This window comes from Streptomyces sp. NBC_01210, from assembly GCF_036010325.1.
Classification (GTDB): domain Bacteria; phylum Actinomycetota; class Actinomycetes; order Streptomycetales; family Streptomycetaceae; genus Streptomyces.
The window spans coordinates 5504126-5529759 of the sequence record NZ_CP108549.1; the positions used below are offsets into that span (position 1 = coordinate 5504126).

Genomic DNA, 25634 nt, shown 5'->3' on the forward strand with positions numbered 1-25634 from the left:
TCAGCTGCGCGGCTGGCCAGGCCGGGTCCCGGAGCGGGGACAGTAGCTTCGGGGTGCGGCGGTGAGTCGGAGCCTTTAACTGAGAAAGGGCGACGCCCATCTTGCAGCTATGGATAGCGGTCATTGCGGCTGCCAGCGCAGTTGCAGGCGGCGGGGTTTCGCAGCGTTTGCCGCATGCCGAGCAGCCGCGCCTCGCCATCCGCGTACAGGTCACGGGCGCCGGCGGAGAGGTCCTCGACCATTCCAGGGTGGATCGGCATGGCATCCCCCCGGAATATCCCTCTAAGCAGGGAAATACGCACATGAGAATTGCGACCGCTGTGTGAGGTCCGACACGGTCGAAATGCGGCCGGGGTGTGGCGAAATATTGCAGTGCAACATGCCTGATCAGTGCATCTTTATGGCGTTGACGCGTATAACTTTATGCCGCGCTCCCATATGGGTAAATTAGTGAATTCTGGGCAGCTTGTACTCTCTCTCGCATGGGAATTGATGCGCAGATCGCAGCCGTTTCTACCCCCTTCTTTGCTCTGGTTACGGTGCTGCTCGCCGTAGCTATGTCGCATCCCGAGCCGCAGGTGAGGGCACGAGCGGAACGGCTATTGGCGGTGATCTTTCGGGCCCGTAGCTAACTCGCCGAGCGCGGCACACCGCGACCGGCCGCACACCCGGGTGAACGGACGAAGGGCCGCGGCTCCACCCCCGAGCGGGGGAGCCGCGGCCCTTCGAAGCGTGCCGGTCGGTGCGTGGGGCGGTCAGAGAACGCGGACCGCGCCGCTCGCCGGGTAGCCCGACAGGTCCTGGATCACGACGCCCTTGCCGGGGTTGGCGGCGTCGAGGTACTGGCCGTCGCCGATGTAGACACCGACGTGGTACGCGGAACCGGCGCCGCCCCAGTAGAGGATGTCGCCGATCTGGAGGTTGCTGGTGCCCACCTGGGTGCCGGCCACCGACTGGTCCTGGGAGACGCGGGGCAGGTCGACGCCGACCTGCCGGAAGGCGGCCTGGACGAGGCTGGAGCAGTCCCACGAGTTGGGTCCGGTGGCGCCCATGACGTAGGCGTCGCCGAGCTGTGCCTTGAGGAAGGCGACGACGGTCGCGGCGGAGCCCGTGGCGTTCGAGGTTTTGGAGGACGCGGAGAGCGTGGTGCGCTCGGACGACCGGGAGGCGCGCTGTGCCTCGGCGTCGGCGCGCTTCTTCGCCTCGGACTTCTCCTTGGCCTCGGCCTTGCGGTCCGCCTCGGCCTTGGCCTTCTTGGCGGTCTGCGCGGCCTTGACGGCGGCGGCGTTCTCCTGGGCCTGCAACTCGAGGTCGAGCGCGATCTCCTGAGTGGCCTCGGCGGACTGCGAGACGGCGGCGGAGAGCGAGGGGCCGGACGTGAGCGTCGGCATCTCGATGGTCTCGGTCACCGGCTCGGCGTTCGCCGGCCCGGCAGCTCCGGCCACCGCGATGGTGCTGAGGACGCCACCGGCAACTCCGGCCCGAAGCGCCGACTTCGAGGCACTGCGGCGGGGCTTCCGGTGGCTGGGTATGTGAGCGGTGTGGGACATGAGTACAACCGGTATCAAGTACTCACGGTTCCCTTCAAGAAACGTGTGTTGCGCCACAGTTGCGACCGGAACGTCTGAATCCGCTCTGCTCCGGCCTTTATTGACGCCGTAACGGGCAATTCGGGCACGCAAGATCACGGCTGTGATCATGGGCTTTCCGTAAAAGGTCCGAATTGCCTGGCACTTACCATCCCTTCACGTTGGTGGCCAAGCCCCCTTTTATTGATGAATGAAGCGAGTGGTGCAGGTCACAGAAAGGTCAACGTCCTGGCGTCCGGCAGCTCGTGAATGCGAGCACGTGTCCACCCGGATCCGCGCGGGTCCCTCGGGTGGGTGACGCGGAGTCCACTATCACCCGATGCGGCCCATTGCTAATTTGCCTGTACGGGCCACCGCTTGGTAGAGCGCATGCCCTCCGACCAGCGGTAACACCACCGGATGTCACGTCTGGTGACCACTCGGGTGCTTCGCGTATGAAGATCACTGCTCATCCGACTTCATGATCGTTCGCCGGGTGGTGGAGATCACAAAGACGTTGTCGTACCCCGTGTCGCAGATCACAGACCGGCAGGCATAGGATGCGGAGCAGTCGGGCTTGTGAACTGCCTCACATGTACACGATCTTCGCGAGGCAGCGAGACGGATGCCCGGTGCGGTCCAACGGTCAAGGACGACTGGAAGGAGCGAGGAGGGTGAATGCTTACGCGCCCATCCTTGTGCTCGGCGCCCTCGGGGCAGGGTTTGCGATCTTCTCCGTGGTCATGGCCACGCTTATCGGCCCAAAGCGGTACAACCGGGCAAAACTAGAGGCGTACGAGTGCGGCATCGAGCCGACCCCTACGCCGGCCGGAGGCGGCCGCTTTCCCATCAAGTACTACCTGACGGCGATGCTCTTCATCGTCTTCGACATCGAGATCGTCTTCCTCTACCCCTGGGCGGTCACCTTCGACGCCCTGGGGCTTTTCGGGCTCGTGGAGATGCTGCTCTTCGTGCTCACCGTCTTCGTCGCCTACGCGTATGTATGGCGGCGCGGCGGCCTGGAATGGGACTGAGGGGCTGAGGGGCAAACCAATGGGAATCGAAGAGAAGCTGCCGAGCGGTTTTCTGCTGACCACCGTCGAACAGGCCGCGGGCTGGGTGCGCAAATCATCCGTCTTCCCGGCGACCTTCGGTCTGGCCTGCTGCGCCATCGAGATGATGACGACCGGCGCCGGCCGCTACGACCTGGCCCGCTTCGGCATGGAGGTCTTCCGCGGATCGCCGCGCCAGGCCGACCTGATGATCGTCGCCGGCCGAGTGAGTCAGAAGATGGCGCCCGTCCTGCGGCAGGTCTATGACCAGATGCCCAATCCCAAGTGGGTCATTTCCATGGGCGTTTGCGCCTCATCGGGCGGAATGTTCAACAATTATGCGATTGTGCAGGGTGTTGATCACATTGTCCCCGTCGACATCTATTTGCCTGGCTGCCCGCCGCGTCCCGAGATGCTGATCGACGCGATTCTCAAACTGCACCACAAGATCCAGACCTCCAAGCTCGGCGTGAACGCGGAGGAAGCGGCCCGCGAGGCGGAGGAGGCGGCCCTCAAGGCGCTCCCCACCATCGAGATGAAGGGGCTGCTCCGGTGAGTGAGAGCAACAACACCAACGGTAACAACGTCCCTGCGCCACGGGACGAGTCCGGCGACGTCATCGGCGTACGCAAGGGCATGTTCGGCGCAGGCGACGGCGGCGATACGAGTGGCTACGGCGGTCTCGTCAGGACGGTGACCCTGCCGGGCGCCTCCCACCGCCCCTACGGCGGCTACTTCGACGAGGTCGCCGACGAGCTCGAAGGCGCACTGGAGGAGCAGGGCCTCGTCCCCGAGAACGCCATCGAGAAGACGGTCGTCGACCGCGGCGAGCTCACCTTCCACATCGCCCGCGAGCATCTGCTCACCGTGGCGCAGACCCTGCGCGACGACCCGGCCCTGCGCTTCGAGCTCTGTACGGGCGTCTGTGGCGTCCACTACCTCGAGGACAAGGGCCGTGAGCTGCACGCCGTCTACCATCTGCGCTCGCTCACCCACGGCCGGCTGATCCGCCTCGAGGTCTCCGCACCGGACAGCGACCCGCATGTGCCGTCCCTGGTCACGGTCTATCCGACCAACGACTGGCACGAGCGCGAGACGTACGACTTCTTCGGGCTCGTCTTCGACGGCCACCCCGCCCTCACCCGGATCATGATGCCGGACGACTGGCAGGGCTTCCCGCAGCGCAAGGACTATCCGCTCGGCGGCATCGCCGTCGAGTACAAGGGCGCCCAGATCCCGGCTCCGGACCAGCGGAGGTCGTACAGCTGATGTCTGCTTCACAGGGAACATCCCCCGCTTCCGCCCGCGAGACCACCGAGGGGACCGTATATACGGTCACCGGCGGCGACTGGGACGAGGTCGTCCAGTCCGCGGCCAAGGCCGACGACGAGCGGATCGTCGTCAACATGGGCCCGCAGCACCCCTCCACGCACGGCGTGCTCCGGCTGATCCTGGAGATCGACGGCGAGACGGTCACCGAGGCCCGCTGCGGCATCGGCTATCTGCACACCGGCATCGAGAAGAACCTCGAGTACCGGACCTGGGTGCAGGGCACCACCTTCGTCACGCGCATGGATTATCTGACGCCGTTCTTCAACGAGGCGGCGTACTGCCTGGGTGTGGAGAAGCTGCTCGGCATCACCGACGAGATCCCGGACCGGGCAACGATCATCCGCGTCCTGCTGATGGAGCTCAACCGGCTCTCCTCCCACCTGGTGTGCATCGCCACCGGCGGTATGGAGCTCGGCGCCACCACGATCATGATCTACGGATTCCGGGATCGTGAACTGATTCTCGACATCTATGAGTTGATCACCGGCCTGCGGATGAACCACGCCTTCATCCGGCCCGGCGGACTCGCGCAGGACCTGCCGCCCGGCGCCATCGACCAGCTTCGCGAGTTCGTGAAGACGATGAAGAAGAACCTGCCGGAGTACGACAAGCTCGCCACCGGCAACCCCATCTTCAAGGCCCGTATGCAGGACATCGGCTATCTCGATCTGACCGGCTGCCTGGCGCTCGGCGCGACCGGACCGATCCTGCGCTCCGCCGGTCTCGCCCACGATCTGCGCAAGACCGACCCCTACTGCGGTTACGAGACGTATGAGTTCGACGTCCCGACCGCCGACAGCTGCGACGCGTACGGCCGCTTCCTCATCCGCCTGGAGGAGATGCGGCAGTCGCTGCGCATCGTCGAGCAGTGCCTGGACCGGCTCGAGCCGGGACCGGTGATGGTCGCCGACAAGAAGATCGCCTGGCCCGCGCAGCTCGCCCTCGGCCCCGACGGGCTCGGCAACTCCCTCGACCACATCAAGAAGATCATGGGCACCTCCATGGAGGCCCTGATCCATCACTTCAAGCTGGTGACCGAAGGCTTCAGGGTCCCGGCCGGACAGGCGTACACCGCGGTCGAATCGCCCAAGGGCGAACTCGGCGTCCATGTCGTGAGCGACGGCGGCACCCGCCCCTACCGGGTCCACTTCCGTGACCCGTCCTTCACCAATCTGCAGGCCATGGCGGCGATGTGCGAGGGCGGCCAGGTCGCCGACGTCATCGTCGCCGTCGCGTCCATCGACCCCGTGATGGGAGGCGTCGACCGGTGACAGACATCAGCTTGGGGATGCCACAGCTCCCCGCCCCCGACTACCCGGCCGATGTGCGTGCCAGGCTCGAAGCGGACGCGAAGGAGATCATCGCCCGCTACCCCGACAGCCGGTCCGCCCTGCTGCCGCTGCTGCATCTGGTGCAGGCGGAGGAGGGTTACGTCACCCGCACCGGCGTCCGGTTCTGCGCCGAGATGCTGGAGCTGACCACTGCCGAGGTCACCGCGGTGTCCACCTTCTACTCGATGTACCGGCGCAAGCCCTCCGGCGACTACCAGGTCGGGGTCTGCACCAACACGCTCTGCGCGGTGATGGGCGGCGACGCCATTTTCGAGGAGCTCAAGGAGCACCTCGGCGTCGGCAACAACGAGACGACCGGGGACGGCAAGGTCACCCTCGAGCACATCGAGTGCAACGCGGCCTGCGACTTCGCCCCTGTGGTGATGGTCAACTGGGAGTTCTTCGACAACCAGACGCCGGAGACAGCCAAGCGGCTCGTCGACGATCTGCGCGCGGGACGGCAGGTCCAGCCCACCCGCGGCGCTCCCCTCTGTACGTACAAGGAGACCGCGCGGATCCTCGCGGGCTTCCCCGACGAGCGCCCCGGCGCCGTCGAGGCGACCGGCGGTGCGGGACCCGCCTCGCTGATCGGCCTGCGCCTCGCCAAGGGCGAGCAGCCCGCCCCCCGGGTGGTCGCCCCGCGCGGTGAGGTCGCCCACGAGGCCCCGCAGCCCGGGTCCCAGCACCTCAGCTCGCACGACGCGCCACAGCAGACCTCGGACTCCGACCCCGCGCACCCGGCCGGGCCCGCTGCCGAGGAGGGGGAGTGATGACCTTGGCACCCGAGCTCAACGAGACGAGCCCCGAGAAGCTCCTCGCGCCCGTCCTCTCCGCCTTCTGGGACGAGGCGGAGCCCTGGACGCTGGACACCTACCGGCGGCACGAGGGGTACGAAGGGCTGCGCAAGGCGCTGGCCATGTCGCCCGACGACCTCATCGCGTACGTCAAGGACTCCGGACTGCGCGGCCGCGGCGGCGCCGGCTTCCCCACCGGAATGAAGTGGCAGTTCATTCCGCAGGGCGACGGAAAGCCGCACTATCTTGTTGTCAACGCCGACGAGTCGGAGCCCGGGACCTGCAAGGACATCCCGCTTCTCTTCGCCAACCCGCACTCCCTCATCGAGGGGATCGTGATCGCCTGCTATGCGATCCGGTCGAATCACGCGTTCATCTATCTGCGCGGTGAAGTCGTCCCCGTACTGCGACGGCTGCACGAAGCCGTGCGCGAGGCGTACGAGGCGGGCTACCTCGGCAAGAACGTTCTCGGCAGCGGACTCGACCTCGAACTCACCGTGCACGCGGGCGCGGGCGCGTACATCTGTGGTGAGGAGACCGCGCTGCTGGACTCCTTGGAGGGCCGTCGCGGCCAGCCCCGGCTGCGACCTCCCTTCCCCGCCGTCGCCGGTCTCTACGCGTGCCCCACTGTGGTGAACAACGTCGAGTCCATCGCCTCCGTTCCCGCGATCCTCCAACGCGGCAAGGACTGGTTCAAGTCGATGGGCAGCGAGAAGTCCCCGGGCTTCACGCTCTACTCGCTCAGCGGCCATGTCACCAACCCCGGACAGTACGAGGCCCCGCTCGGCATCACGCTGCGCCAGCTGCTCGACATGAGCGGCGGGATCAGGGCCGGGCACCGCCTCAAGTTCTGGACCCCGGGCGGCTCTTCGACCCCGATGTTCACCGACGAGCACCTCGATGTCCCGCTGGACTACGAGGGCGTCGGCGCGGCCGGTTCGATGCTCGGCACCAAGGCGTTGCAGTGCTTCGACGAGACCACGTGTGTCGTACGGGCCGTGACGCGGTGGACCGAGTTCTACGCCCACGAGTCCTGCGGCAAGTGCACCCCGTGCCGCGAAGGCACGTACTGGCTGGTGCAGCTGCTGCGCGACATCGAGGCCGGCAAGGGCGTCATGTCCGATCTCGACAAGCTCAACGACATCGCCGACAACATCAACGGCAAGTCCTTCTGCGCGCTGGGCGACGGTGCCGCGTCCCCCATCTTCTCCTCGCTCAAGTACTTCCGCGAGGAGTACGAGCAGCACATCACCGGCAAGGGCTGCCCCTTCGACCCTGCCAAGTCGACCGTCTGGGCCGACAAGCACCTGGAGGTGAACGCATGACCGAGGCGTATGCGCCGAGCCCCGGCCGCGGCTTCGCCGCCCACCGCCCTGCGGGCGAAGCACCGCAGTCCGACTCACCTCGTGCGGAGGTACGGGCATGACCGTCACGACGTCCAACCCCGCCGGAGGCGGCAGCGCGGCCGTTCCGCCGGAAGATCTTGTCTCGCTGACGATCGACGGCATCGCGATCTCCGTCCCCAAGGGGACGCTGGTCATCCGGGCCGCCGAACTGCTGGGCATCGAGATCCCGCGGTTCTGCGACCACCCCCTCCTCGACCCGGCCGGCGCCTGCCGCCAGTGCATCGTCGAGGTCGAGGGCCAGCGCAAGCCGATGGCGTCCTGCACCATCACCTGCACCGACGGCATGGTCGTCAAGTCGCAGCTCACCTCGCCGGTCGCCGAGAAGGCCCAGCGCGGTGTGATGGAGCTGCTGCTGATCAACCACCCGCTGGACTGCCCGGTCTGCGACAAGGGCGGCGAATGCCCCCTGCAGAACCAGGCCATGCAGGTGGGCGACCCGGACACCCGCTTCGAGGGCCGCAAGCGCACATACGAGAAGCCCGTGCCGATCTCCACACAGGTGCTGCTCGACCGTGAGCGGTGCGTGCTCTGCGCCCGCTGCACCCGCTTCTCCAACCAGGTCGCGGGCGACCCGATGATCGAGCTGATCGAACGGGGCGCCCTCCAGCAGGTCGGCACGGGTGAGGGCGACCCCTTCGAGTCGTACTTCTCCGGCAACACCATCCAGATCTGCCCGGTGGGCGCGCTGACCTCGGCGGCGTACCGATTCCGCTCCCGCCCCTTCGACCTGGTCTCGTCGCCGAGCGTGTGCGAGCACTGCGCCGGCGGCTGCGCGACCCGCACCGACCACCGGCGCGGCAAGGTCATGCGGCGCCTCGCGGCGGAGGACCCCGAGGTCAACGAGGAGTGGCTCTGCGACAAGGGGCGCTTCGGCTTCCGTTACGCGCAGAAGCCGGACCGGCTCACCACCCCTCTCGTACGCAATGACGAAGGCGTCCTGGAACCGGCGAGCTGGCCGGAGGCGCTGGAGGCGGCGGCCCGCGGGCTGAGCGGGGCCCGCGGCCGGGCCGGTGTCCTCGTGGGCGGCCGGCTCACCGTTGAGGACTCCTATGCGTACGCCAAGTTCGCGCGGGTCGCCCTCGACACCAATGACGTCGACTTCCGGGCGCGCGTGCACAGCAGCGAGGAGGCCGACTTCCTGGCCGCCCGCGTCGCCGGGCAGGGCCGCGATCTGGACGGCAGCGGCGTCACCTACACCTCCCTGGAGAAGGCCCCGGCCGTACTGCTGGCCGGGTTCGAGTCCGAGGAGGAGGCGCCCGGCGTCTTCCTGCGGCTGCGCAAGGCGCATCGCAAGCACGGCCAGCGCACCTTCGCCCTGGCCACGCACGCCACCCGGGGCCTGGCGAAGGCGGGCGGCACGCTGCTGGCCGCCGCCCCCGGCACCGAGACCGAGTGGCTGAACGCGCTGGCGGCCGGCACCGGTCTGGAGGGCGACGGCGCGAAGGCGGCCGAGGCGCTGCGCTCCGCAGGCGCGGTGATCGTGGTCGGCGAGCGGCTCGCGGCCGTGCCCGGCGGACTCACCGCCGCCGCACGGGCCGCCACCGCGACCGGTGCCCGGCTGGTGTGGATCCCGCGCAGGGCGGGTGAGCGCGGCGCCATCGAGGCGGGCGCGATCCCCTCGCTGCTGCCCGGCGGCCGCCCGGCCACCGACCCGCGGGCCCGTGAGGAGACCGCGGCGGCCTGGCGCGTACGCGAACTCCCGCACCGCTACGGCCGCGACACCGGCCAGATCGTCGAGGCCGCGGCCACCGGCGAACTGGGCGCGCTGCTGGTGGCGGGCGTCGAGGTCGCGGACCTGCCCGACCCGGCACGCGCACGCGCGGCACTCGACGCGGTCGGCTTCCTGGTCTCTCTGGAACTGCGGCCGAGTGAGGTCACCGAGCGGGCAGACGTGGTCTTCCCGGTCGCGGCCGTCGCCGAGAAGCCGGGCACGTTCCTCAACTGGGAGGGCAGGGCGAGGCTGTTCGAGGCCGCGCTCAAGCCGGAACAGATGACCCGCCGCCTGGCGCCGACCGACGCGCGGGTGCTGCACATGCTCGCGGACGCGCTCGACGTCAGCTTCGGGCTGCCGGACCTCAAGTCCGTACGCACGGAGCTCGACCGGCTCGGCGGCTGGCAGGGCCCCCGGGCCACCGAGCCGACGGAGTCCGCGCAGTCCCTGCCCCGACCGGGCGAGGGCGAGGCGGTCCTCGCGGGACACCGGCTGTTGCTCGACCAGGGTCTGCTGCAGCAGGGCGACGAGGCGCTGGCGGGCACTCGCCATGCGGCGGTCGCCCGGCTCTCCGCGGCGACAGCGGCCGAGACGGGCGTCAAGGACGGCGACGTCCTGGCCGTCAGCGGCCCGGCCGGCTCGGTACGGCTCCCGCTCCAGGTGAGCGAGATGCCCGACCGGGTGGTGTGGCTGCCGCTGAACTCCGTGGGCGGCGGTGTCACTTCGGACACCGGCGCCGTGCCCGGACAGCTCGTCCGCATCGGCCCGGCGGCCGCCGCGAACGACGCAGCGGAGGTCCAGTCATGACCGCCCTCACCGCGGTCGCGGGCCGCGGGCCGCGCAACGCGGTCGCCCGGCCCCGTACCCACGTCGTCAGGCCGGGCGCAGCCCTGGCCGTCCCCGCAACGGAGGTGCGAGCGTGACTGCCCTCGCCCATATCGCGGAAGCCCAGCGGAGCGTCCTCGCCGCCGAGGATCTCTCGATGTTCGGGCACGACCCCTGGTGGCTCGTCGTCATCAAGGCAGTGTTCTGCTTCGCGTTCCTGATGATCACCGTGCTCTTCTCCATCGTGTGGGAGCGCAAGGTCGTCGCCTGGATGCAGCTGCGCATCGGCCCCAACCGGCACGGGCCCTGGGGCATGCTCCAGTCCCTCGCCGACGGCATCAAGCTGATGCTGAAGGAAGATGTCATCGTCAAGCGCGCGGACAAGGTCGTCTATGTCCTCGCGCCGATCGTCGCCGCGATCCCGGCCTTCATGGCAATCGCCGTGATCCCCTTCGGTCCGGCCGCCAACGAGATCTCGATCTTCGGCCACCGCACCACGATGCAGCTCACCGACCTGCCGATCGCGATGCTCTACATCCTCGCGGTCGCCTCGGTCGGCATCTACGGCATCGTCCTCGCCGGCTGGTCGTCGGGCTCGACGTACCCGCTGCTCGGCGGACTCCGCTCCTGCGCACAGATGATCTCGTACGAGATTGCCATGGGCGCCGCCTTCGCCTCCGTCTTCCTCTACTCCGGGTCGATGTCGACCTCGAAGATCGTCGAGGCGCAGGCGGACCGCTGGTACATCATCCTGCTGCCGGTCTCCTTCATCATCTACATCGTCACGATGGTGGCCGAGACCAACCGCGCCCCCTTCGACATGCCGGAGTCCGAGGGCGACCTCGTCGGCGGCTTCAACACCGAGTACAGCTCGATCAAGTTCGCGATGTTCATGCTGGCCGAGTACGTCAACATGGTCACCGTCTCGGCGGTCTCGGTCACCCTCTTCCTGGGCGGCTGGCGGGTCCCGTACCCGGTCTCCACTTTCTGGGAGGGCGCGAACCACGGCTGGTGGCCGATGCTCTGGTTCGTCATCAAGGTCCAGCTGTTGCTGTTCTTCTTCATCTGGCTGCGCGGCACGCTGCCCCGGGTCCGCTACGACCAGCTGATGAAGCTCGGCTGGAAGGTACTGATCCCGGTATCGGTGGTCTGGCTGATGCTGGTGGCGACCGTACGGGCGCTGCGGAACGAGAACTACGACTTCCAGCAGATCGTGCTGTACGTCGGCGGCGCGGTGATCGCGGTGCTGCTGCTCTCCTTCGTCGCCGACATGTTCCGCGGCAAGAAGGAGAAGGAGGCGGAGGCCGCCAAGGGCGAGCCGCCGGCCTTCGACCCGATGGCGGGCGGTTTCCCCGTACCGCCGCTGCCGGGACAGACCCTCCCGCCCGTGCCCCGTCGACGGCCGCGACGTGAGCGCGAGTTGATTGTCAGTGGTGGCACCGACCGTGACATTTCCGGGGGACACCCCCGAGCCCCCGGGGCAAGTGACGGCCCTGGTGACGGAAAGGAGGCTGACGGTGTCTGAGGAATCCGAGAACAAGTTCGAGAATCCGGTTGCCGGCTTCGGCGTGACCTTCAAGGCCATGTTCAAGAAGCGGCTGACCGAGCAGTACCCGGAGCAGCAGAAGATCACGGCGCCGCGCTTCCACGGCCGGCACCAGCTCAACCGCCATCCCGACGGGCTCGAGAAGTGCATCGGATGCGAGCTGTGCGCCTGGGCCTGTCCGGCGGACGCGATCTATGTGGAGGGCGCGGAGAACACCGACGAGGAGCGCTACTCCCCGGGTGAGCGCTACGGCCGCGTCTACCAGATCAACTACGCCCGCTGCATTCTGTGCGGACTGTGCATCGAAGCCTGCCCGACCCGGGCGCTGACGATGACCAACGAGTTCGAACTGGCCGACAGCAGCCGGGAGAACCTCATCTATACGAAGGAGCAGCTGCTCGCCGGACTCGAGGAGGGCATGGTCGACTCCCCGCACTCGATCTTCCCGGGCACGGACGAGCAGGACTACTACCGGGGCCTGGTCACCGAGGCCGCTCCCGGCACGGTCCAGCAGGTCGCCGTCTCCAAGGGGGAGAAGGGCGAGGAGGTGGACGTATGAACACGCTCGCCGCCTCCACCACTTCGACGGGTGAGGCCTTCCAGTTCTGGGTCCTCGGCACCATCGCCGTCCTCGGGGCGCTCGGCACGATCCTGATGAAGCGGGCCGTGCACAGTGCGCTGAGTCTCGCCGGAACCATGATCGTCCTGGCGGTCTTCTATCTCGCCAACGGCGCGTACTTCCTCGGTGTCGTCCAGATCATCGTCTACACCGGCGCGATCATGATGCTGTTCCTCTTCGTCGTCATGCTGGTCGGTGTCACCGCCGCCGACTCGCTCAAGGAGACGCTGAAGGGCCAGCGCTGGTGGGCCGCTGCCTGCGGGCTCGGCTTCGGTGTGCTGCTGATCGCCGGAATCGGCAATGCCTCGCTGAAGACCTTCAACGGGCTCGGTCCGGCCAACAGCGCACACGGCGGCAATGTCGAGGGACTCGCCCGGCTCATCTTCACCAAGTACGTCTTCGCCTTCGAGATCACCGGCGCGCTGCTGATCACGGCGGCCGTCGGCGCGATGGTGCTCACGCACCGGGAGCGCACCGAGCGTGCCAAGACACAGCGGGAGATGTCCGAGGAGCGCGTACGCGGCAAGCAGCTGCCGCCGCTGCCCGCGCCCGGTGTCTACGCCCGGCACAACGCCGTGGACATCCCCGGTCTGCTGCCGGACGGCACCACGTCCGCGCTCACCGTCAGCAAGACGCTGCGGGAGCGCGGCCAGATCCGCGATGTGTCGAGCGACGCGCTGAACGACCTCAAGGCGCTGGAGCAGCGCTCGGAGGAGCGGCTCGGACGGGACCAGGAATCGCCTGAGTCGCAGCAGTCGCAGCAGTCGCAGCAATCGGGCGAAGGGAAGGTCGCGAAGTGAATCCCGTCAACTATCTGTATCTCGCGGCGCTGTTGTTCACCATCGGCGCCGCCGGGGTGCTGATCCGGCGGAACGCGATCGTGGTCTTCATGTGCGTCGAGCTGATGCTCAACGCCTGCAACCTCGCGTTCGTCGCCTTCTCCCGGATGCACGGCAATCTCGACGGCCAGATCATCGCCTTCTTCACGATGGTCGTCGCCGCCGCGGAGGTCGTGGTCGGGCTCGCGATCATCGTGTCGCTGTTCCGTTCCCGCCACTCGGCCTCGGTCGACGACGCCAGCCTGATGAAGCTGTAAGGGGTCGCTGAATCGTGGAGAACCTGATTGCGCTGCTTGTCGCAGCGCCCTTGCTCGGAGCGGCGGTCCTGCTGTGCGGCGGGCGGCGGCTCGACCGCAGCGGCCACTGGATCGGCACGCTGCTCGCGGCCGCGTCGTTCGTGATCGGCGCGGTGCTCTTCGTCAACATGCTGGGCAAGGGCGCGGAGGAACGCACCCTGCACAGCACGCTGTTCAGCTGGATCCCGGTCGGGAGCTTCCAGGCGGACGTCGCCTTCCAGCTCGACCAGCTGTCGATGACGTTCGTTCTGCTGATCACCGGTGTGGGCTCGCTGATCCACCTCTACTCCATCGGGTACATGGAGCACGACGAACGGCGACGCCGCTTCTTCGGCTATCTGAACCTCTTCCTCGCGGCGATGCTGCTGCTGGTCCTCGCCGACAACTACCTTCTGCTGTACGTCGGCTGGGAAGGTGTCGGTCTCGCCTCGTATCTGCTGATCGGCTTCTGGCAGCACAAGCCCAGCGCGGCGACCGCGGCGAAGAAGGCATTCCTCGTCAACCGCGTCGGCGATATGGGCCTGTCGATCGCGATCATGCTGATGTTCACCACCTTCGGGACCTTCACCTTCGGGCCGGTCTTCGGGGCGACGGGGGACACCTCGGAGGGCAAGCTCACCGCGATCGGTCTGATGCTGCTGCTCGCCGCCTGCGGCAAGTCGGCCCAGGTGCCGCTGCAGTCCTGGCTCGGGGACGCGATGGAGGGCCCGACCCCGGTCTCGGCCCTGATCCACGCGGCGACCATGGTGACCGCCGGCGTGTATCTCATCGTCCGCTCCGCCGCGATCTTCAACGCGGCCCCGGACGCGCAGCTGGTGGTCGTGGTCGTCGGCGCCGTGACGCTCCTCTTCGGTGCGATCGTCGGTTGCGCGAAGGACGACATCAAGAAGGCGCTGGCCGGTTCGACGATGTCCCAGATCGGCTACATGATCCTGGCGGCGGGCCTCGGTCCGATCGGCTACGTCTTCGCGATCATGCACCTGGTGACGCACGGCTTCTTCAAGGCGGGGCTCTTCCTCGGTGCCGGATCGGTCATGCACGGCATGAACGACGAGGTCGACATGCGCAAGTACGGCGGCCTGCGGAAGTACATGCCGATCACGTATGTCACCTTCGGTCTCGGCTATCTGGCCATCATCGGCTTCCCGGGTCTGTCCGGCTTCTTCTCCAAGGACAAGATCATCGAGGCGGCCTTCGCCAAGGGCGGCACGGAGGGCTGGATCCTCGGTGGCGTGGCTCTGCTGGGCGCGGCCATCACCGCGTTCTACATGACCCGCGTGATGCTGCTGACCTTCTTCGGTGAGAAGCGCTGGCAGCCCGACGCGGAAGGCAATGAACCGCATCCGCACGAGTCCCCGAAGTCGATGACCATCCCCATGATCGTCCTGGCCTTCGGATCGGTCTTCGCCGGCGGATTCTTCAGCATCGGCGACAGGTTCCTGAACTGGCTGGAGCCCGTCACCGGGCACGCGCACGGAGACTCGCCGCTGAGCGTGGCCACGATCACCGGAGCGACCATGGTCTGCCTGGTCATCGGCGTCGCCATCGCCTGGGGGATGTACGGACGCCGGCCGGTGCCGGTACTCGCGCCCCGCGGCTCGCTGCTCACCCGGGCCGCCCGCCGCGATCTCTACCAGGACGACTTCAACCATGTGGTCCTGGTCCGCGGCGGCGAACACCTCACCCGCTCCCTGGTCTACGTCGACCACACCCTGGTCGACGGCGTGGTCAACGGAACGGCCGCCTCGTTCGGCGGCCTTTCGGGCCGGCTGCGCAAGCTGCAGAACGGCTACGCCCGCTCCTACGCGATCTCGATGTTCGGCGGTACGGCGATCGTCATCGCCGCGACCCTGCTGATGAGGGCGGTCTGAGATGTCCTTCCCGATCCTGACGGCCACGGCGGCGATCCCGGCGATCGGCGCCATCGCCACCGCCGCCGTGCCGGCCGCGAGGCGCACCGCCGCCAAGTGGCTGGCGCTGCTCTTCTCGCTCGCCACCCTCGTACTGGCCGCGGTCGTGCTCGTACGATTCGAGCCCGGCGGCGCCCGCTATCAGCTCACCGAATCCCACACCTGGATCAAGGACTTCGGTGTCCGGTACGAACTGGGCGTGGACGGCATCGCGGTGGCGCTCCTGGCGCTGACCGCGCTGCTGATCCCCTTTGTGATCCTGGCGGGATGGCACGATGCCGACCCCCTGGAGACAAAGAGTTCGCGCTGGCGCCCGACCCAGGGCTTCTTCGCGATGATCCTCGCCGTCGAGGCGATGGTGATCCTCTCCTTCGAGGCCACCGACGTCTTCCTCTTCTACATCCTGTTCGAAGCCATGCTCATCCCGATGTACTTCCTCATCGGCGGCTTCGGGGACCGGGCGCACGCGGGCGGCGACGAGGCGGCGGCGACCCAACGGTCGTACGCGGCCGTGAAGTTCCTGCTCTACAACCTGGTCGGCGGCCTGATCATGCTGGCCGCGGTCATCGGGCTCAATGTCGTCGCCGGGAGCTTCTCGCTCACCGAGATCGCCGCGGCGCGGGCGAACGGCTCGCTGGACATGGCGACCAACACCGAGCGGCTGCTCTTCCTCGGCTTCTTCTTCGCCTTCGCGATCAAGGCGCCGCTGTGGCCGCTGCACACCTGGCTGCCCAACGCCATGGGTGAGGCGACCGCGCCGGTCGCGGTGCTGATCACCGCGGTCGTCGACAAGGTCGGCACCTTCGCGATGCTGCGCTTCTGCCTCCAGCTGTTCCCGGAGGCGTCGAAGTGGGCGACGCCGGTGATCCTGGTGCTCGCGCTGATCAGCATCGTCTACGGAGCGCTGCTCGCGGTCGGCCAGCGCGATATCAAGCGGCTGGTCGCATACGCCTCGATCTCGCACTTCGGCTTCATCGTCCTGGGCATCTTCGCGATGACCACCCAGGGGCAGTCGGGCGCGACGCTCTACATGGTCAACCACGGGATCTCGACCGCCGCGCTGATGCTGGTGGCCGGCTTCCTGATCTCCCGCCGCGGCTCGCGACTCATCGCGGACTACGGCGGAGTGCAGAAGGTTGCCCCGGTGCTCGCCGGCACCTTCCTGATCGGCGGTCTGGCGACGCTCTCCCTGCCGGGCCTCGCGCCTTTCGTGAGTGAATTCCTGGTCCTGGTCGGCACGTTCGCGCGCTATCCGGTGGCCGGGATCGTCGCCACCACCGGCATCGTGCTCGCCGCGCTCTACACCCTCGTCCTCTACCAGCGGACGATGACGGGCCCGGTGAAGGCCGAGGTGTCGAAGATGCCGGACCTCAGGGCCCGTGAGCTGGTGGTGGTCGCGCCACTGATCGCGCTGCTGCTCTTCCTCGGCGTCTTCCCGAAGCCGCTGACGGACATCATCAACCCGGCGGTGGAACACACGATGTCCGACGTACAGAAGAAGGACCCCCAGCCCGAGGTGGAGGCGGCCAAGTGAGCACAACAGTTGTCCACAGCCTGTGGACGACGGCGGCCGAGCCGATCGACAAGATCCCGGCCCCGAGTGTCGAGTACGCCCAGCTGGCACCCGCGCTGATCGTTGTCGGCGCCGCTGTCGTGGGTGTGCTCGTGGAGGCCTTCGTCCCGCGCAAGGCCCGCTACTACGTGCAGGTGTTCCTCACCGTCGTCGCCCTGGCCGCCGCTTTCGCCGCGGTCGTCGGGCTCGCGGCCGGCGGATACGGCACCACCAAGGCGCATATCGCGGCGATGGGCGCGATCGCGATCGACGGTCCGGCGCTCTTCCTGCAAGGCACCATCCTGCTGGCGTCGCTGGTCGCCGTCTTCACCTTCGCGGAGCGCCGCCTCGACCCGGCGGCGCACGGCAACCGCATCGACTCGTTCGCCGCGCAGGCAGCGTCCGTACCCGGCAGCGACAGCGAAAAGGCAGCGGTCAAGGCCGGGTTCACCACCACCGAGGTCTTCCCGCTGGCGCTCTTCGCGATCACCGGCATGCTGGTCTTCCCGGCCGCCAACGATCTGCTGACGCTGTTCGTGGCACTGGAAGTCTTCTCGCTCCCGCTCTACCTCCTGTGCGCCGTCGCCCGCCGCAAGCGGCTGATGTCGCAGGAAGCCGCGGTGAAGTACTTCCTGCTCGGTGCCTTCTCGTCGGCCTTCCTGCTGTTCGGCATCGCGCTGATGTACGGGTACGCGGGCTCCGTCTCGTACGCGAAGATCGCGGGCGTCGTCGACGGCAGCGTCCGCTCCATCGACCCGGCGCTCGCCGACACCATGGGGAACGACGCGCTGCTGCTGATCGGCGGCGCGATGATCCTGACCGGGCTGCTCTTCAAGGTCGGCGCGGTGCCGTTCCACATGTGGACGCCGGACGTCTACCAGGGCGCGCCGACTCCGGTCACCGGCTTCATGGCCGCGGCCACCAAGGTCGCCGCCTTCGGCGCGCTGCTGCGGTTGCTGTACGTCGTGCTGCCGGGGCTGAGCTGGGACTGGCGGCCGGTCATGTGGGCCATCGCGATCGTCACCATGCTGGGCGGTGCGATCGTCGCGATCACCCAGACCGACATCAAGCGGCTCCTCGCGTACTCCTCGATCGCGCACGCCGGCTTCATCCTCGCCGGTGTCATCGCGACGACGCCCGACGGTGTCTCGTCCGTTCTCTTCTACCTGGGTGCGTACTCCTTTGTGACGATCGGCGCGTTCGCGGTGGTCACGCTGGTGCGGGACGCGGGCGGGGAGGCGACGCATCTGTCCAAGTGGGCAGGGCTGGGCCGTCGTTCACCGCTGGTGGCGGCCGTGTTCGCTGTCTTCCTGCTGGCCTTCGCCGGTATTCCGCTGACCTCCGGCTTCACCGGAAAGTTCGCGGTCTTCCAGGCTGCGGCGGAGGGCGGCGCGGGTGCGCTGGTCGTGGTCGGTGTGATCTCGTCGGCGATTGCGGCGTTCTTCTACATCCGGGTCATCGTGCTGATGTTCTTCAGCGAGCCGAAGGCGGACGGCCCCACGGTCGCCGTGCCCTCGCCGCTGACGATGACGACGATCGGGGTGGGTGTGGCGGTGACGCTGGTGCTCGGTGTGGCGCCGCAGTACTTCCTGGACCTGGCGAGCCAGGCGAGCGTGTTCGTGCGGTAGTCGGGCTGCTGAGCGCTCGCCGTGGTGTCTTCGTTGTCAACGACGCCACGGCGAGCGCTTTTTCATGCCGCGAGGAGCGCGCCGGGTCTCGCGCAGCCGCGGCAGCGGCCCGGCTCGGCGGCCCGGAAGGCGCGGTCGCAGGATTCGCAGTTCTGGAGCGGCACGGGGCCGCGCGGCCCCGCGGGCAGAGGTGGTGGCAGGAGTTCGGCGAGGCGATGGGCGAGCAGGGCTGCCGGGTGGCGCAGGTCGGGCGGGAGGCTCGCGGTGAGGGTGCGGCGTACGGCCTCGGGAGCGGCCCCGCGTTCCAGCCAGGCGGTGACGGCCGGGGCGAGGCGGTGTACGTCCCGCTCCGAGAGCAGCAGCCGGGGATCGTCGCGGCGCAGTTCAGCGAGGAGGGCGGCGGCGGGACGGTGGTCTTCGAGGTCGTGGGGGTCGCCGGCCTCGGGAGCCGGAGACGGCACGGGCCGAGGCGTGGGCGCCGGAGGTACGTCGACGGGGGAGCTCTCCCTGACCGCGGCCGGGGTCTCCGGTGCCGAAGCAGGGCTCACTCCCGGCTGGTTGTACGACACGGTGTGCGTGATGATCTGGCCGCTGGGGAGTCGTTTCCGGGTGCGCTCGAGGTAGCCGTTTGCCTCAAGTTCTCGTAACGCAGAGGCGATCCGGACCTCGCCCTCTGGGAAGCGGGCGGTGAGGGTCTTGATGTCGACGCGGGCTCCGGTGGGCACCGACTGGATGTGGACGGCCAGTCCGATCGCGGTGAGGCTGAGCTCACGGTGCTGGGCGAGGTGGTTGCCGATGACCGTGTAGCGGCTGGTGTGCCGGGTGTTGACATGGACGACGCCGGGCCGGGACACGGTCGTGTCAAAGGCCCCGGGAACGGGGGACGAGGCGCGCGAGGGCGCGCTAGGGTTCTGGTTATCCATCGGGAAGCCTCTACTTCCTCGGTGGTCAGGCCCTCGATCGGGATTGCTACTCCCGGCCGGGGGCCGTCGCATGTGTGCAGTTGTTGCGGCGAGCATATGCCCGCCAACCCGTGATAAATCCAGCCCAGTTGGAAACCTTCACCCTTGCGAGTGATGGGGAGGCTGGAGGGGATGGGTAGGGTCTTTGCCTCGGTGCATTGAAAGCTTTTGATGTCGTGCCGCACCGTCTGGTGGCTGACCGAGACGTGCGGCCCCGCGCTCCGGTGGGGCGGGGTCAGGGTGCGAGATCAAACTCGGCCCACACCGTTTTGCAGGGCGCGGGGCCCGGGCTGACGCCCCAACGGTCGGCGAAGGCGTCGACGAGGACGAGGCCGCGTCCGGACTCGTCGTTACCGGGTCGCCGGGCGACGGGGAGACGGTCACCGCGGGTGTCGGTCACCTCGATACGGAGAGTGCCCTCGGCGGCGGTGAGGGCGAGGCGGAAGTCCCGTCCGGGTACGTGGCCGTGCAGCGCGGCGTTGGCGGCGAGTTCGGCGACGACATGGGCCGCCGACTCGAACGGCAGCCCCCAGGAGCGGAGTTGCTCCGTCGCCAGCAGACGGGCGAGACGCGCACCTCTGCGGGTGGAGGAGAGCTGCACGCTGAACTGGCGGACGGTGGTGTCGGCTTGGGTGATTTCTGGGTTCACGTAACTCAGCGTGGCCGTGCGTGAGTAGCCTGAACAGTGATGATGCCGATGCGTACGGTGACTGTCAGGGGGCTGTCCAGGCCTGTACAGGCTGTCCACCGTGACATTACGGCCGTGGGCGGCGTTGGGGACAGGCACCTGGGAGGTGGCTCGGATGAGCGTGGGCGGGGAACGTGCGGAGCACACGGCGGACGGGGCGGACGAGCCCGGCTGGGACGTCGATCCGGAGAACGACTCGGCGGCGGTGGTCGCGGCACTCGGCCACCAACTCAGGCTCTGGCGAGAGGCGGCGGGGCTGCGGCCGGCCGAGTTCGGGGCGGCCATCGGGTACGGCGAGAACCTCATCTACAAGGTGGAGAGCGGCAAGCGCATCCCGAGGCCCGAGTTCCTGGACAAGGCTGACGAGGCACTCGGAGCGGGCGGAAAGATCGCCGCGATGAAGAAGGACATCGCGGAGGCGCGGTACCCGAAGAAGGTCCGTGACCTGGCGAAGCTGGAGGCGCAAGCGGTCGAGGTCGGAGCGTACGGCAACCACAACATGCACGGCCTACTCCAGACCGAGGAGTACGCGCGGGCACTGATCGAGACGTGGCGGCCCGCGTACTCGAAGGACGAGGTGGAGCGAATGGTCGCTGCGCGTATGGCGCGTCGGCCGATCTTCGACCGGTCCCCAGCTCCCGCGCTCACATTCGTCCAAGAAGAGGTGACCCTCCGCCGTCCAATCGGAGGCAGAATGGTCCTACGCAAGCAGCTCGAACGCCTGTTGGAGGTAGGCCAGTTGCGGAACGTCGAGATCCAGGTGATGCCGACCGACCGTGACGACCACGCCGGAATGGGCGGTCGGATCCAGGTGCTGAAGTTCAAGGATGGTTCGGCGGTGGGCCACGACGAAGGCCAGCTCACCAGCCGTCCGATCTCCGATCCGAGGGAGCTCCGGATCCTTGAGTTGCGGTATGGGATCATCCGGGCCCAGGCTCTCACGCCACGGGAGTCACTGGCCTTCATCGAGAAAGCGCTGGGAGACACATGACCGACAAGCCCTCCGCAGGGGATGGCATCGGGCTGGACTGGTTCAAGAGCAGCTACAGCGACAGCAGTAACGGCAACGACTGCGTCGAGGTTGCAGCCACCACCGGCACGGTCCACGTCCGCGACTCCAAGAACACCCAGGGCCCCCAACTCGCCTTCACTGAAGCCCGGTGGGCGACTTTCGTGACGTACGCGTCCAAGCCCTGACCCGCAGGGGGACCTGAGGCCCCCGCACGGCCAGTCGTTCACGACACGCCCCGTCGTCTCGGTGGCGTGCGGGGCCTTCGCGCGCGACCGACCGGCTATTCTTCGGCCGCCCTGTTTCGACGGGGCTTGATCTGGGTGAGGTCGAGGTCGACGGGGAAGGGGACGGCGACCTTCATCCGGTCGTGGAAGATGCCGGTGCTGGTGTACGCGCCCGTGGTCGGCTCCAGCTCGAAGACGTAGACGACGGCCTGGCCCTCGTTGTCCTCCACCCGCCAGTAGTGCGGGATCTTGGCCCGTGCGTACTTCACCGGCTTCGTCTCGCGATCCCGGGTCACGGAGTCGGTGGAGACGACCTCGATGGCCAGCACCACGGAATCGGCGGGCAATCGAGTCTGCTCCGGGTCCTGGACGACATCCCCGCGCACGACGATCACGTCGGGCTCTGGGCGGTTCCAGCGGTCGATGTCGATAGTGAATCGCGCGAAGACTTCCAGATCCTGCGGCGAGACCGACTCCAGTTGCCTGCTGAAGAAGCCGATCGCGCGCTCATGAAAGAGGGTCTGCGGAGTCGGGAAGACGAGGCTCGCGTCGATGAGTTCCGTATGCGGAGGCAGATTCGGAAGCCGGTCCAGGTCATCGGCGGTCCAGCCGCCCAGGGGCGGGGTGGGCCAGCTGGGCTCCGGGGCTTCGGGGCTGCCGCATATTGGTGTTCCCATGGGACGGGAGTCTCGCGGGCCTGTCCCGTGCAACCTGGGGGAAGTAGATCAGGCTCCCGCGCACGGGTGAAGGCGTCACGTCGCGTTGACGCGCCCAGTGTGTGGGCTAGCGTCGGCGACCATGGACGACATCTGGCAGTTGCTGGAATGCGCACACGCGCCCGTCTACTTCGCCCCCGAGACGGGGCCCGTCTATACCGACGCCGGGTCGGGGCTGAAGGGCTTCTGGATGGGGTACTTCGCCTCCCGCGCGGCCGCGCTCGGGGCGGTCCCGCCCGAGGTGGTGACGGCCGCCTTCTACAACTTCGCACCGGCCAGGGTTGCCCGGGCGCTTCCGGACGCCTGGGATCGATGCGCGCCCGAGATGGTCCTGGCCGCCCGGCTCGAGGTGGCCGACCGGTCTCTGCGCCGACTGCTCGGGGAACTCGCGGACACTCCGCAGGTGGCCGAAGCCGCGGATCTCGCATGCCGGGCGGTCGAGTCCCTGCCCGCCGCCGGGCGGGTCCTGTTCTCTGCGCACGCCGCGCTGCCCGTGCCCGAGCAGCCCCATCTGGCGCTGTGGTGGGCCGCCACCGCGCTGCGGGAATTCCGCGGTGACGGTCATGTCGCCGCCCTGGTGACGGCCGGGGTGGACGGCTGCGAGGCCAATGTGATCACGGTGGCGCTGGGCCTCGCCCCGCCCGAGCAACGCCTCAATCGCGGCTGGGCAGAGGCCGAGTGGCAGGCAGCGGAGGCACGGCTCCGCGACCGTGGCGTACTCGCCCCCGACGGCACGCTCACTGCCCAGGGCCGCCGCGAGCGGGATGAGCTGGAGGCCACCACCGATCGGCTCGCCCGCCCGCTCACCGAGGCGCTGGAAGTGGACGGGGTGGCCCGGCTGGCCGACTGCCTGCGTCCGCTCGCCCGGCGGATCGTCGAGGCGGGCGGGGTGCCGTTCCCCAATGCGATGGGGCTCCCGCCGCTCAGGCCGGGGTAGCCGCCCGAGAAGCGTAGGCGCGGACGTCCGCGTCCGGGTCGGTGACCGCGGTGGTGAGCGCGGCGCGGGCGTCCTCGTGGGCGGAGTGCCTGAGCAGGGCCAGTACGGCCTGCTTCCGGACGTCGGCGTTCGTGTCGCCGAGGGCCTTGGCCAGGGCGGGCACCGCGAGTTCGGGATCCGCCGCGCCCAGCGCGGTGGCGGCTCCCGCGCGGACCTGCCAGGACGGGTCGGCCAGTGCGGTGACGGCCGCGGCGGCGTACGGGGCGGGGCAGCCGGCGGTGGCGAGCGCGGCGAGTGCCGCCGCGCGGACGAGGATGTCCGGGTCCTGGACCAGCGGCTCCAGGGCCTCCGGGTCGTCCAGGCTGCGCGCCACGGCGACGCGGACCTCGCGGGCCGGGTCGGCGGTGGCGCGGGCGACGATATCGAGGGCGTCGACCGAGACCAGAGCGCGTACGGCCTCGATGCGGACCTCGATGTCCGGGTCGTCGAGCGTACGGGCGTAGGCGGCGGCGTCGCCCAGGCGCAGCGCGCGCAGCACATCGAGTGCGGCGGCCCGGACCCGAGGATCGTCGTTGCCGAGCGCCTCGGTGAGACGTCGGGACAACTCGGCTTCCGGAGGCAGGACTTCGACCAGCTCGCGCAGGGACGCCGCGGCCGCGGTACGGACGCCGGGGTCCGCGTCCGCGAGTATCGCGGCCAGCGCCGGGCCGGTACCGGGCGGGACGGTCTCGGTGAGCGCGGCTACCGCGGCGCGGCGCACGGCGGGGTCCGGATCGGTCAAGAAGGGACGCAGCTGCGGGAGTTCGGGCTCGTCCTCGGCTAGGCCGAGGAGCTCCAGGATGCGGGGCGAGTGGGAAGCGGCGGTGGCGTCCTGCCGGATCGTGGTGCGGACGCCGGAGCCGACCGGCGCGATGTCCCGAGGGCCCGCCGTGGCGACCTGCTCCGCGTGGACCTCGCCGATGTGGCGGGACGCGCCGCCGGTGGGGGCGTACTCCTCGATGGGCACGAGGTAGGGAGCGACCGGCCGCGCCGTGAACTCCATTGTCCCGGAAGGGGATTTGCGCAGATCCAGGTGGTGCAGCCAGTCCTTGTCGTCGCGCTGCGGATGGTCCGTACGCTCGTGGTAGAGACCCCAGCGGGACTCCGTACGAGCGAGGGAGGAGCGGGCCGCCATCTCGGCGCAGTCGCGGATGAAGCTGACCTCGGCGCAGCGCATCAGCTCGTGCGCGGTCTCCGCGCCCATCTCCGCGATCTCGCCACGCATCCGCTCGAAGTGGTCCACGGCGAGGGACAGCCGGGCGCCGGACTTGGGCGGGGCGACGTAGTCGTTCACGAAACGGCGGAGTTTGTACTCGACCTGGGGCTGGGGCGGTCCTTCCGGGTTGCGGAGGGGCCGGTAGATCAGTTCGTGGGCGTCGCGGAGCTGGTCGGCGGGCAACTCGCCGTCGTACGCCCGGTACTGGGACGCGTCGGCACCCGCCAGATCGCCGAAGACGAAGGCGCCGATCATGTAATTGTGCGGGACGCAGGCCAGATCACCGGCGGCGTACAGACCGGGCACGGTGGTGCGGGCGTGGTCGTCGACGCGTACGCCCGAGGCCGAGTGGCCGCCGCACAGGCCGATCTCCGAGATGTGCATCTCAACGTCGTGGGTGCGGTAGTCGTGGCCGCGGTTCGCATGGAAGGTGCCGCGGGTGGGGCGCTCGGTGGAGTGCAGGATGCCTTCCAGCGCGCTGATGGACTCCTCGGGGAGGTGGCTGAGCTTGAGGTAGACCGGGCCGCGGTCGGAGGCGAGTTCGTTCGCGAACTCGGCCATCATCTGGCCCGACCAGTAGTCGGAGTCGACGAAGCGCTCGCCGTGCCGGTTGACCTGGTAGCCGCCGAAGGGGTTGGCGACGTAGGCGCAGGCCGGGCCGTTGTAGTCCTTGATCAACGGGTTGATCTGGAAGCACTCGATGCCGGTGAGCTCGGCGCCCGCGTGGTACGCCATGGCGTAGCCGTCACCGGCGTTGGTGGGGTTCTCGTACGTGCCGTAGAGATAGCCGGAGGCGGGCAGTCCGAGACGGCCGCAGGCGCCGGTGGCGAGAATCACCGCGCCCGCCCGTACCTTCACGAACTCGCCCGTACGGGTGTTGAAGCCGGCGGCTCCGACGGCCTTTCCTCCGGCGGTGAGGACCCGTACGGGCATCACCCGGTTCTCGATCCGGATGCGTTCGCGCATCTCGCGGCGGCGCAGCTGCCGGTAGAGAACCTTCTTGACGTCCTTGCCCTCGGGCATGGGCAGTACGTACGAGCCGGAGCGGTGCACCTGGCGCACCGCGTACTCGCCGTGTTCGTCCTTCTCGAACTTCACGCCGTACGACTCGAGCCGCTGGACCATGCCGAAGCCGCGGGTCGCCGTCTGGCGGACGGTGGACTGGTCGACGATGCCGTCGTTGGCGCGGGTGATCTCGGCGACGTAGTCGTCGGGTTCGGCGCGGCCGGGGATCACGGCGTTGTTGACGCCGTCCATGCCCATGGCGAGGGCTCCGGAGTGGCGTACGTGCGCCTTCTCCAGGAGGAGGACGTCTGCGCCGTGCTCGGCCGCGGTGAGCGCCGCCATGGTGCCGGCCGTGCCGCCGCCGATGACGAGGACGTCGCAGGTGAGCTCCTCGGCGTCGGAGAGAGCGGGAATCTGCACGGTCGT

Annotated in this window: 23 protein-coding genes; 17 read left to right on the plus strand and 6 right to left on the minus strand. The window is 68.5% G+C overall.

Annotation, left to right across the window (positions count from 1 at the left end; translation table 11 throughout):
• Positions 1-107: 107 nt before the first annotated feature.
• Positions 108-260, minus strand: a complete 153-nt coding sequence (locus OG735_RS25065; RefSeq protein ID WP_327325409.1) for a hypothetical protein — start codon at positions 258-260, stop codon at positions 108-110.
• A 495-nt stretch (positions 261-755) separates the two neighbouring features.
• Complete coding sequence (locus OG735_RS25070; RefSeq protein ID WP_327325410.1) at positions 756-1550, minus strand: C40 family peptidase; 795 nt, start codon at positions 1548-1550, stop codon at positions 756-758.
• A gap of 692 nt (positions 1551-2242) precedes the next feature.
• Between OG735_RS25070 and OG735_RS25075 the strand changes: the two genes are divergently transcribed.
• The 14 genes from OG735_RS25075 to nuoN all read left to right on the plus strand — a co-directional run bounded on the left by OG735_RS25075 (position 2243) and on the right by nuoN (position 18409).
• Positions 2243-2602 (plus strand): NADH-quinone oxidoreductase subunit A, encoded by a 360-nt coding sequence (locus OG735_RS25075; protein ID WP_030494815.1) that lies wholly within the window; start codon positions 2243-2245, stop codon positions 2600-2602.
• 19 nt (positions 2603-2621) lie between these two features.
• The gene (locus OG735_RS25080) at positions 2622-3176 is read left to right on the plus strand and encodes a NuoB/complex I 20 kDa subunit family protein (RefSeq protein ID WP_327325411.1); all 555 of its coding nucleotides are present in this window, start codon (positions 2622-2624) and stop codon (positions 3174-3176) included.
• Positions 3173-3889: an NADH-quinone oxidoreductase subunit C gene (locus OG735_RS25085; RefSeq protein WP_327325412.1), complete on the plus strand. Its 717-nt coding sequence runs from the start codon at positions 3173-3175 to the stop codon at positions 3887-3889. Before OG735_RS25080 ends, OG735_RS25085 begins: the two co-directional genes overlap by 4 nt.
• Positions 3889-5223 carry an NADH-quinone oxidoreductase subunit D gene (locus tag OG735_RS25090; RefSeq protein ID WP_327325413.1) on the plus strand — a complete coding sequence of 445 codons (1335 nt, stop codon included), beginning with the start codon at positions 3889-3891 and terminating at the stop codon, positions 5221-5223. Before OG735_RS25085 ends, OG735_RS25090 begins: the two co-directional genes overlap by 1 nt.
• Positions 5224-5240: 17 nt before the next feature.
• Positions 5241-6053 carry an NADH-quinone oxidoreductase subunit NuoE gene (gene nuoE, locus OG735_RS25095; protein WP_327328447.1) on the plus strand — a complete coding sequence of 271 codons (813 nt, stop codon included), beginning with the start codon at positions 5241-5243 and terminating at the stop codon, positions 6051-6053.
• Positions 6053-7402, plus strand: a complete 1350-nt coding sequence (gene nuoF / locus OG735_RS25100) for an NADH-quinone oxidoreductase subunit NuoF (protein ID WP_327325414.1) — start codon at positions 6053-6055, stop codon at positions 7400-7402. The genes nuoE and nuoF overlap by 1 nt, the downstream gene beginning before the upstream one ends.
• Before the next feature lie 97 nt (positions 7403-7499).
• Entirely contained in the window at positions 7500-10001 is a 2502-nt protein-coding gene (locus tag OG735_RS25105) for an NADH-quinone oxidoreductase subunit G (protein WP_327325415.1), read from the plus strand.
• 112 nt (positions 10002-10113) lie between these two features.
• Positions 10114-11544 (plus strand): NADH-quinone oxidoreductase subunit NuoH, encoded by a 1431-nt coding sequence (nuoH, locus tag OG735_RS25110; RefSeq protein WP_442812483.1) that lies wholly within the window; start codon positions 10114-10116, stop codon positions 11542-11544.
• Positions 11537-12124, plus strand: coding sequence for an NADH-quinone oxidoreductase subunit NuoI (gene nuoI, locus OG735_RS25115; protein WP_327325416.1), 588 nt, complete (start codon positions 11537-11539; stop codon positions 12122-12124). Before nuoH ends, nuoI begins: the two co-directional genes overlap by 8 nt.
• Positions 12121-12984, plus strand: coding sequence for an NADH-quinone oxidoreductase subunit J (locus OG735_RS25120; protein WP_327325417.1), 864 nt, complete (start codon positions 12121-12123; stop codon positions 12982-12984). Before nuoI ends, OG735_RS25120 begins: the two co-directional genes overlap by 4 nt.
• Positions 12981-13280 carry an NADH-quinone oxidoreductase subunit NuoK gene (gene nuoK, locus OG735_RS25125; RefSeq protein WP_069927518.1) on the plus strand — a complete coding sequence of 100 codons (300 nt, stop codon included), beginning with the start codon at positions 12981-12983 and terminating at the stop codon, positions 13278-13280. The genes OG735_RS25120 and nuoK overlap by 4 nt, the downstream gene beginning before the upstream one ends.
• A gap of 14 nt (positions 13281-13294) precedes the next feature.
• Entirely contained in the window at positions 13295-15190 is a 1896-nt protein-coding gene (nuoL, locus tag OG735_RS25130; RefSeq protein WP_327325418.1) for an NADH-quinone oxidoreductase subunit L, read from the plus strand.
• A gap of 1 nt (position 15191) precedes the next feature.
• Positions 15192-16763, plus strand: a complete 1572-nt coding sequence (locus tag OG735_RS25135) for an NADH-quinone oxidoreductase subunit M (protein ID WP_327325419.1) — start codon at positions 15192-15194, stop codon at positions 16761-16763.
• Positions 16760-18409, plus strand: coding sequence for an NADH-quinone oxidoreductase subunit NuoN (gene nuoN / locus OG735_RS25140; protein WP_327325420.1), 1650 nt, complete (start codon positions 16760-16762; stop codon positions 18407-18409). Before OG735_RS25135 ends, nuoN begins: the two co-directional genes overlap by 4 nt.
• Positions 18410-18471: 62 nt before the next feature.
• Here nuoN and OG735_RS25145 read toward each other — a convergent pair whose 3' ends face one another.
• Together OG735_RS25145 and OG735_RS25150 are read right to left on the minus strand one after the other, a co-directional pair.
• Positions 18472-19332: a helix-turn-helix domain-containing protein gene (locus tag OG735_RS25145; protein ID WP_442812484.1), complete on the minus strand. Its 861-nt coding sequence runs from the start codon at positions 19330-19332 to the stop codon at positions 18472-18474.
• 274 nt (positions 19333-19606) lie between these two features.
• Complete coding sequence (locus OG735_RS25150; RefSeq protein ID WP_327325422.1) at positions 19607-20020, minus strand: ATP-binding protein; 414 nt, start codon at positions 20018-20020, stop codon at positions 19607-19609.
• Between the two features lie 154 nt (positions 20021-20174).
• Between OG735_RS25150 and OG735_RS25155 the strand changes: the two genes are divergently transcribed.
• Positions 20175-21050: a helix-turn-helix domain-containing protein gene (locus tag OG735_RS25155; protein ID WP_327325423.1), complete on the plus strand. Its 876-nt coding sequence runs from the start codon at positions 20175-20177 to the stop codon at positions 21048-21050.
• Entirely contained in the window at positions 21047-21256 is a 210-nt protein-coding gene (locus tag OG735_RS25160; RefSeq protein WP_327325424.1) for a DUF397 domain-containing protein, read from the plus strand. Before OG735_RS25155 ends, OG735_RS25160 begins: the two co-directional genes overlap by 4 nt.
• A 95-nt stretch (positions 21257-21351) precedes the next feature.
• Here OG735_RS25160 and OG735_RS25165 read toward each other — a convergent pair whose 3' ends face one another.
• Positions 21352-21972 (minus strand): Uma2 family endonuclease, encoded by a 621-nt coding sequence (locus tag OG735_RS25165; protein WP_442812486.1) that lies wholly within the window; start codon positions 21970-21972, stop codon positions 21352-21354.
• Between the two features lie 121 nt (positions 21973-22093).
• Here OG735_RS25165 and OG735_RS25170 point away from each other — a divergent pair, with 121 nt between their 5' ends.
• Positions 22094-22948 carry an SCO6745 family protein gene (locus OG735_RS25170; protein ID WP_327325425.1) on the plus strand — a complete coding sequence of 285 codons (855 nt, stop codon included), beginning with the start codon at positions 22094-22096 and terminating at the stop codon, positions 22946-22948.
• On the opposite strand, the gene OG735_RS25175 is transcribed toward OG735_RS25170, so the two are convergent.
• Positions 22935-25628, minus strand: coding sequence for a fumarate reductase/succinate dehydrogenase flavoprotein subunit (locus OG735_RS25175; RefSeq protein ID WP_442812487.1), 2694 nt, complete (start codon positions 25626-25628; stop codon positions 22935-22937). The genes OG735_RS25170 and OG735_RS25175 overlap by 14 nt on opposite strands.
• Positions 25629-25634 lie beyond the last annotated feature (6 nt).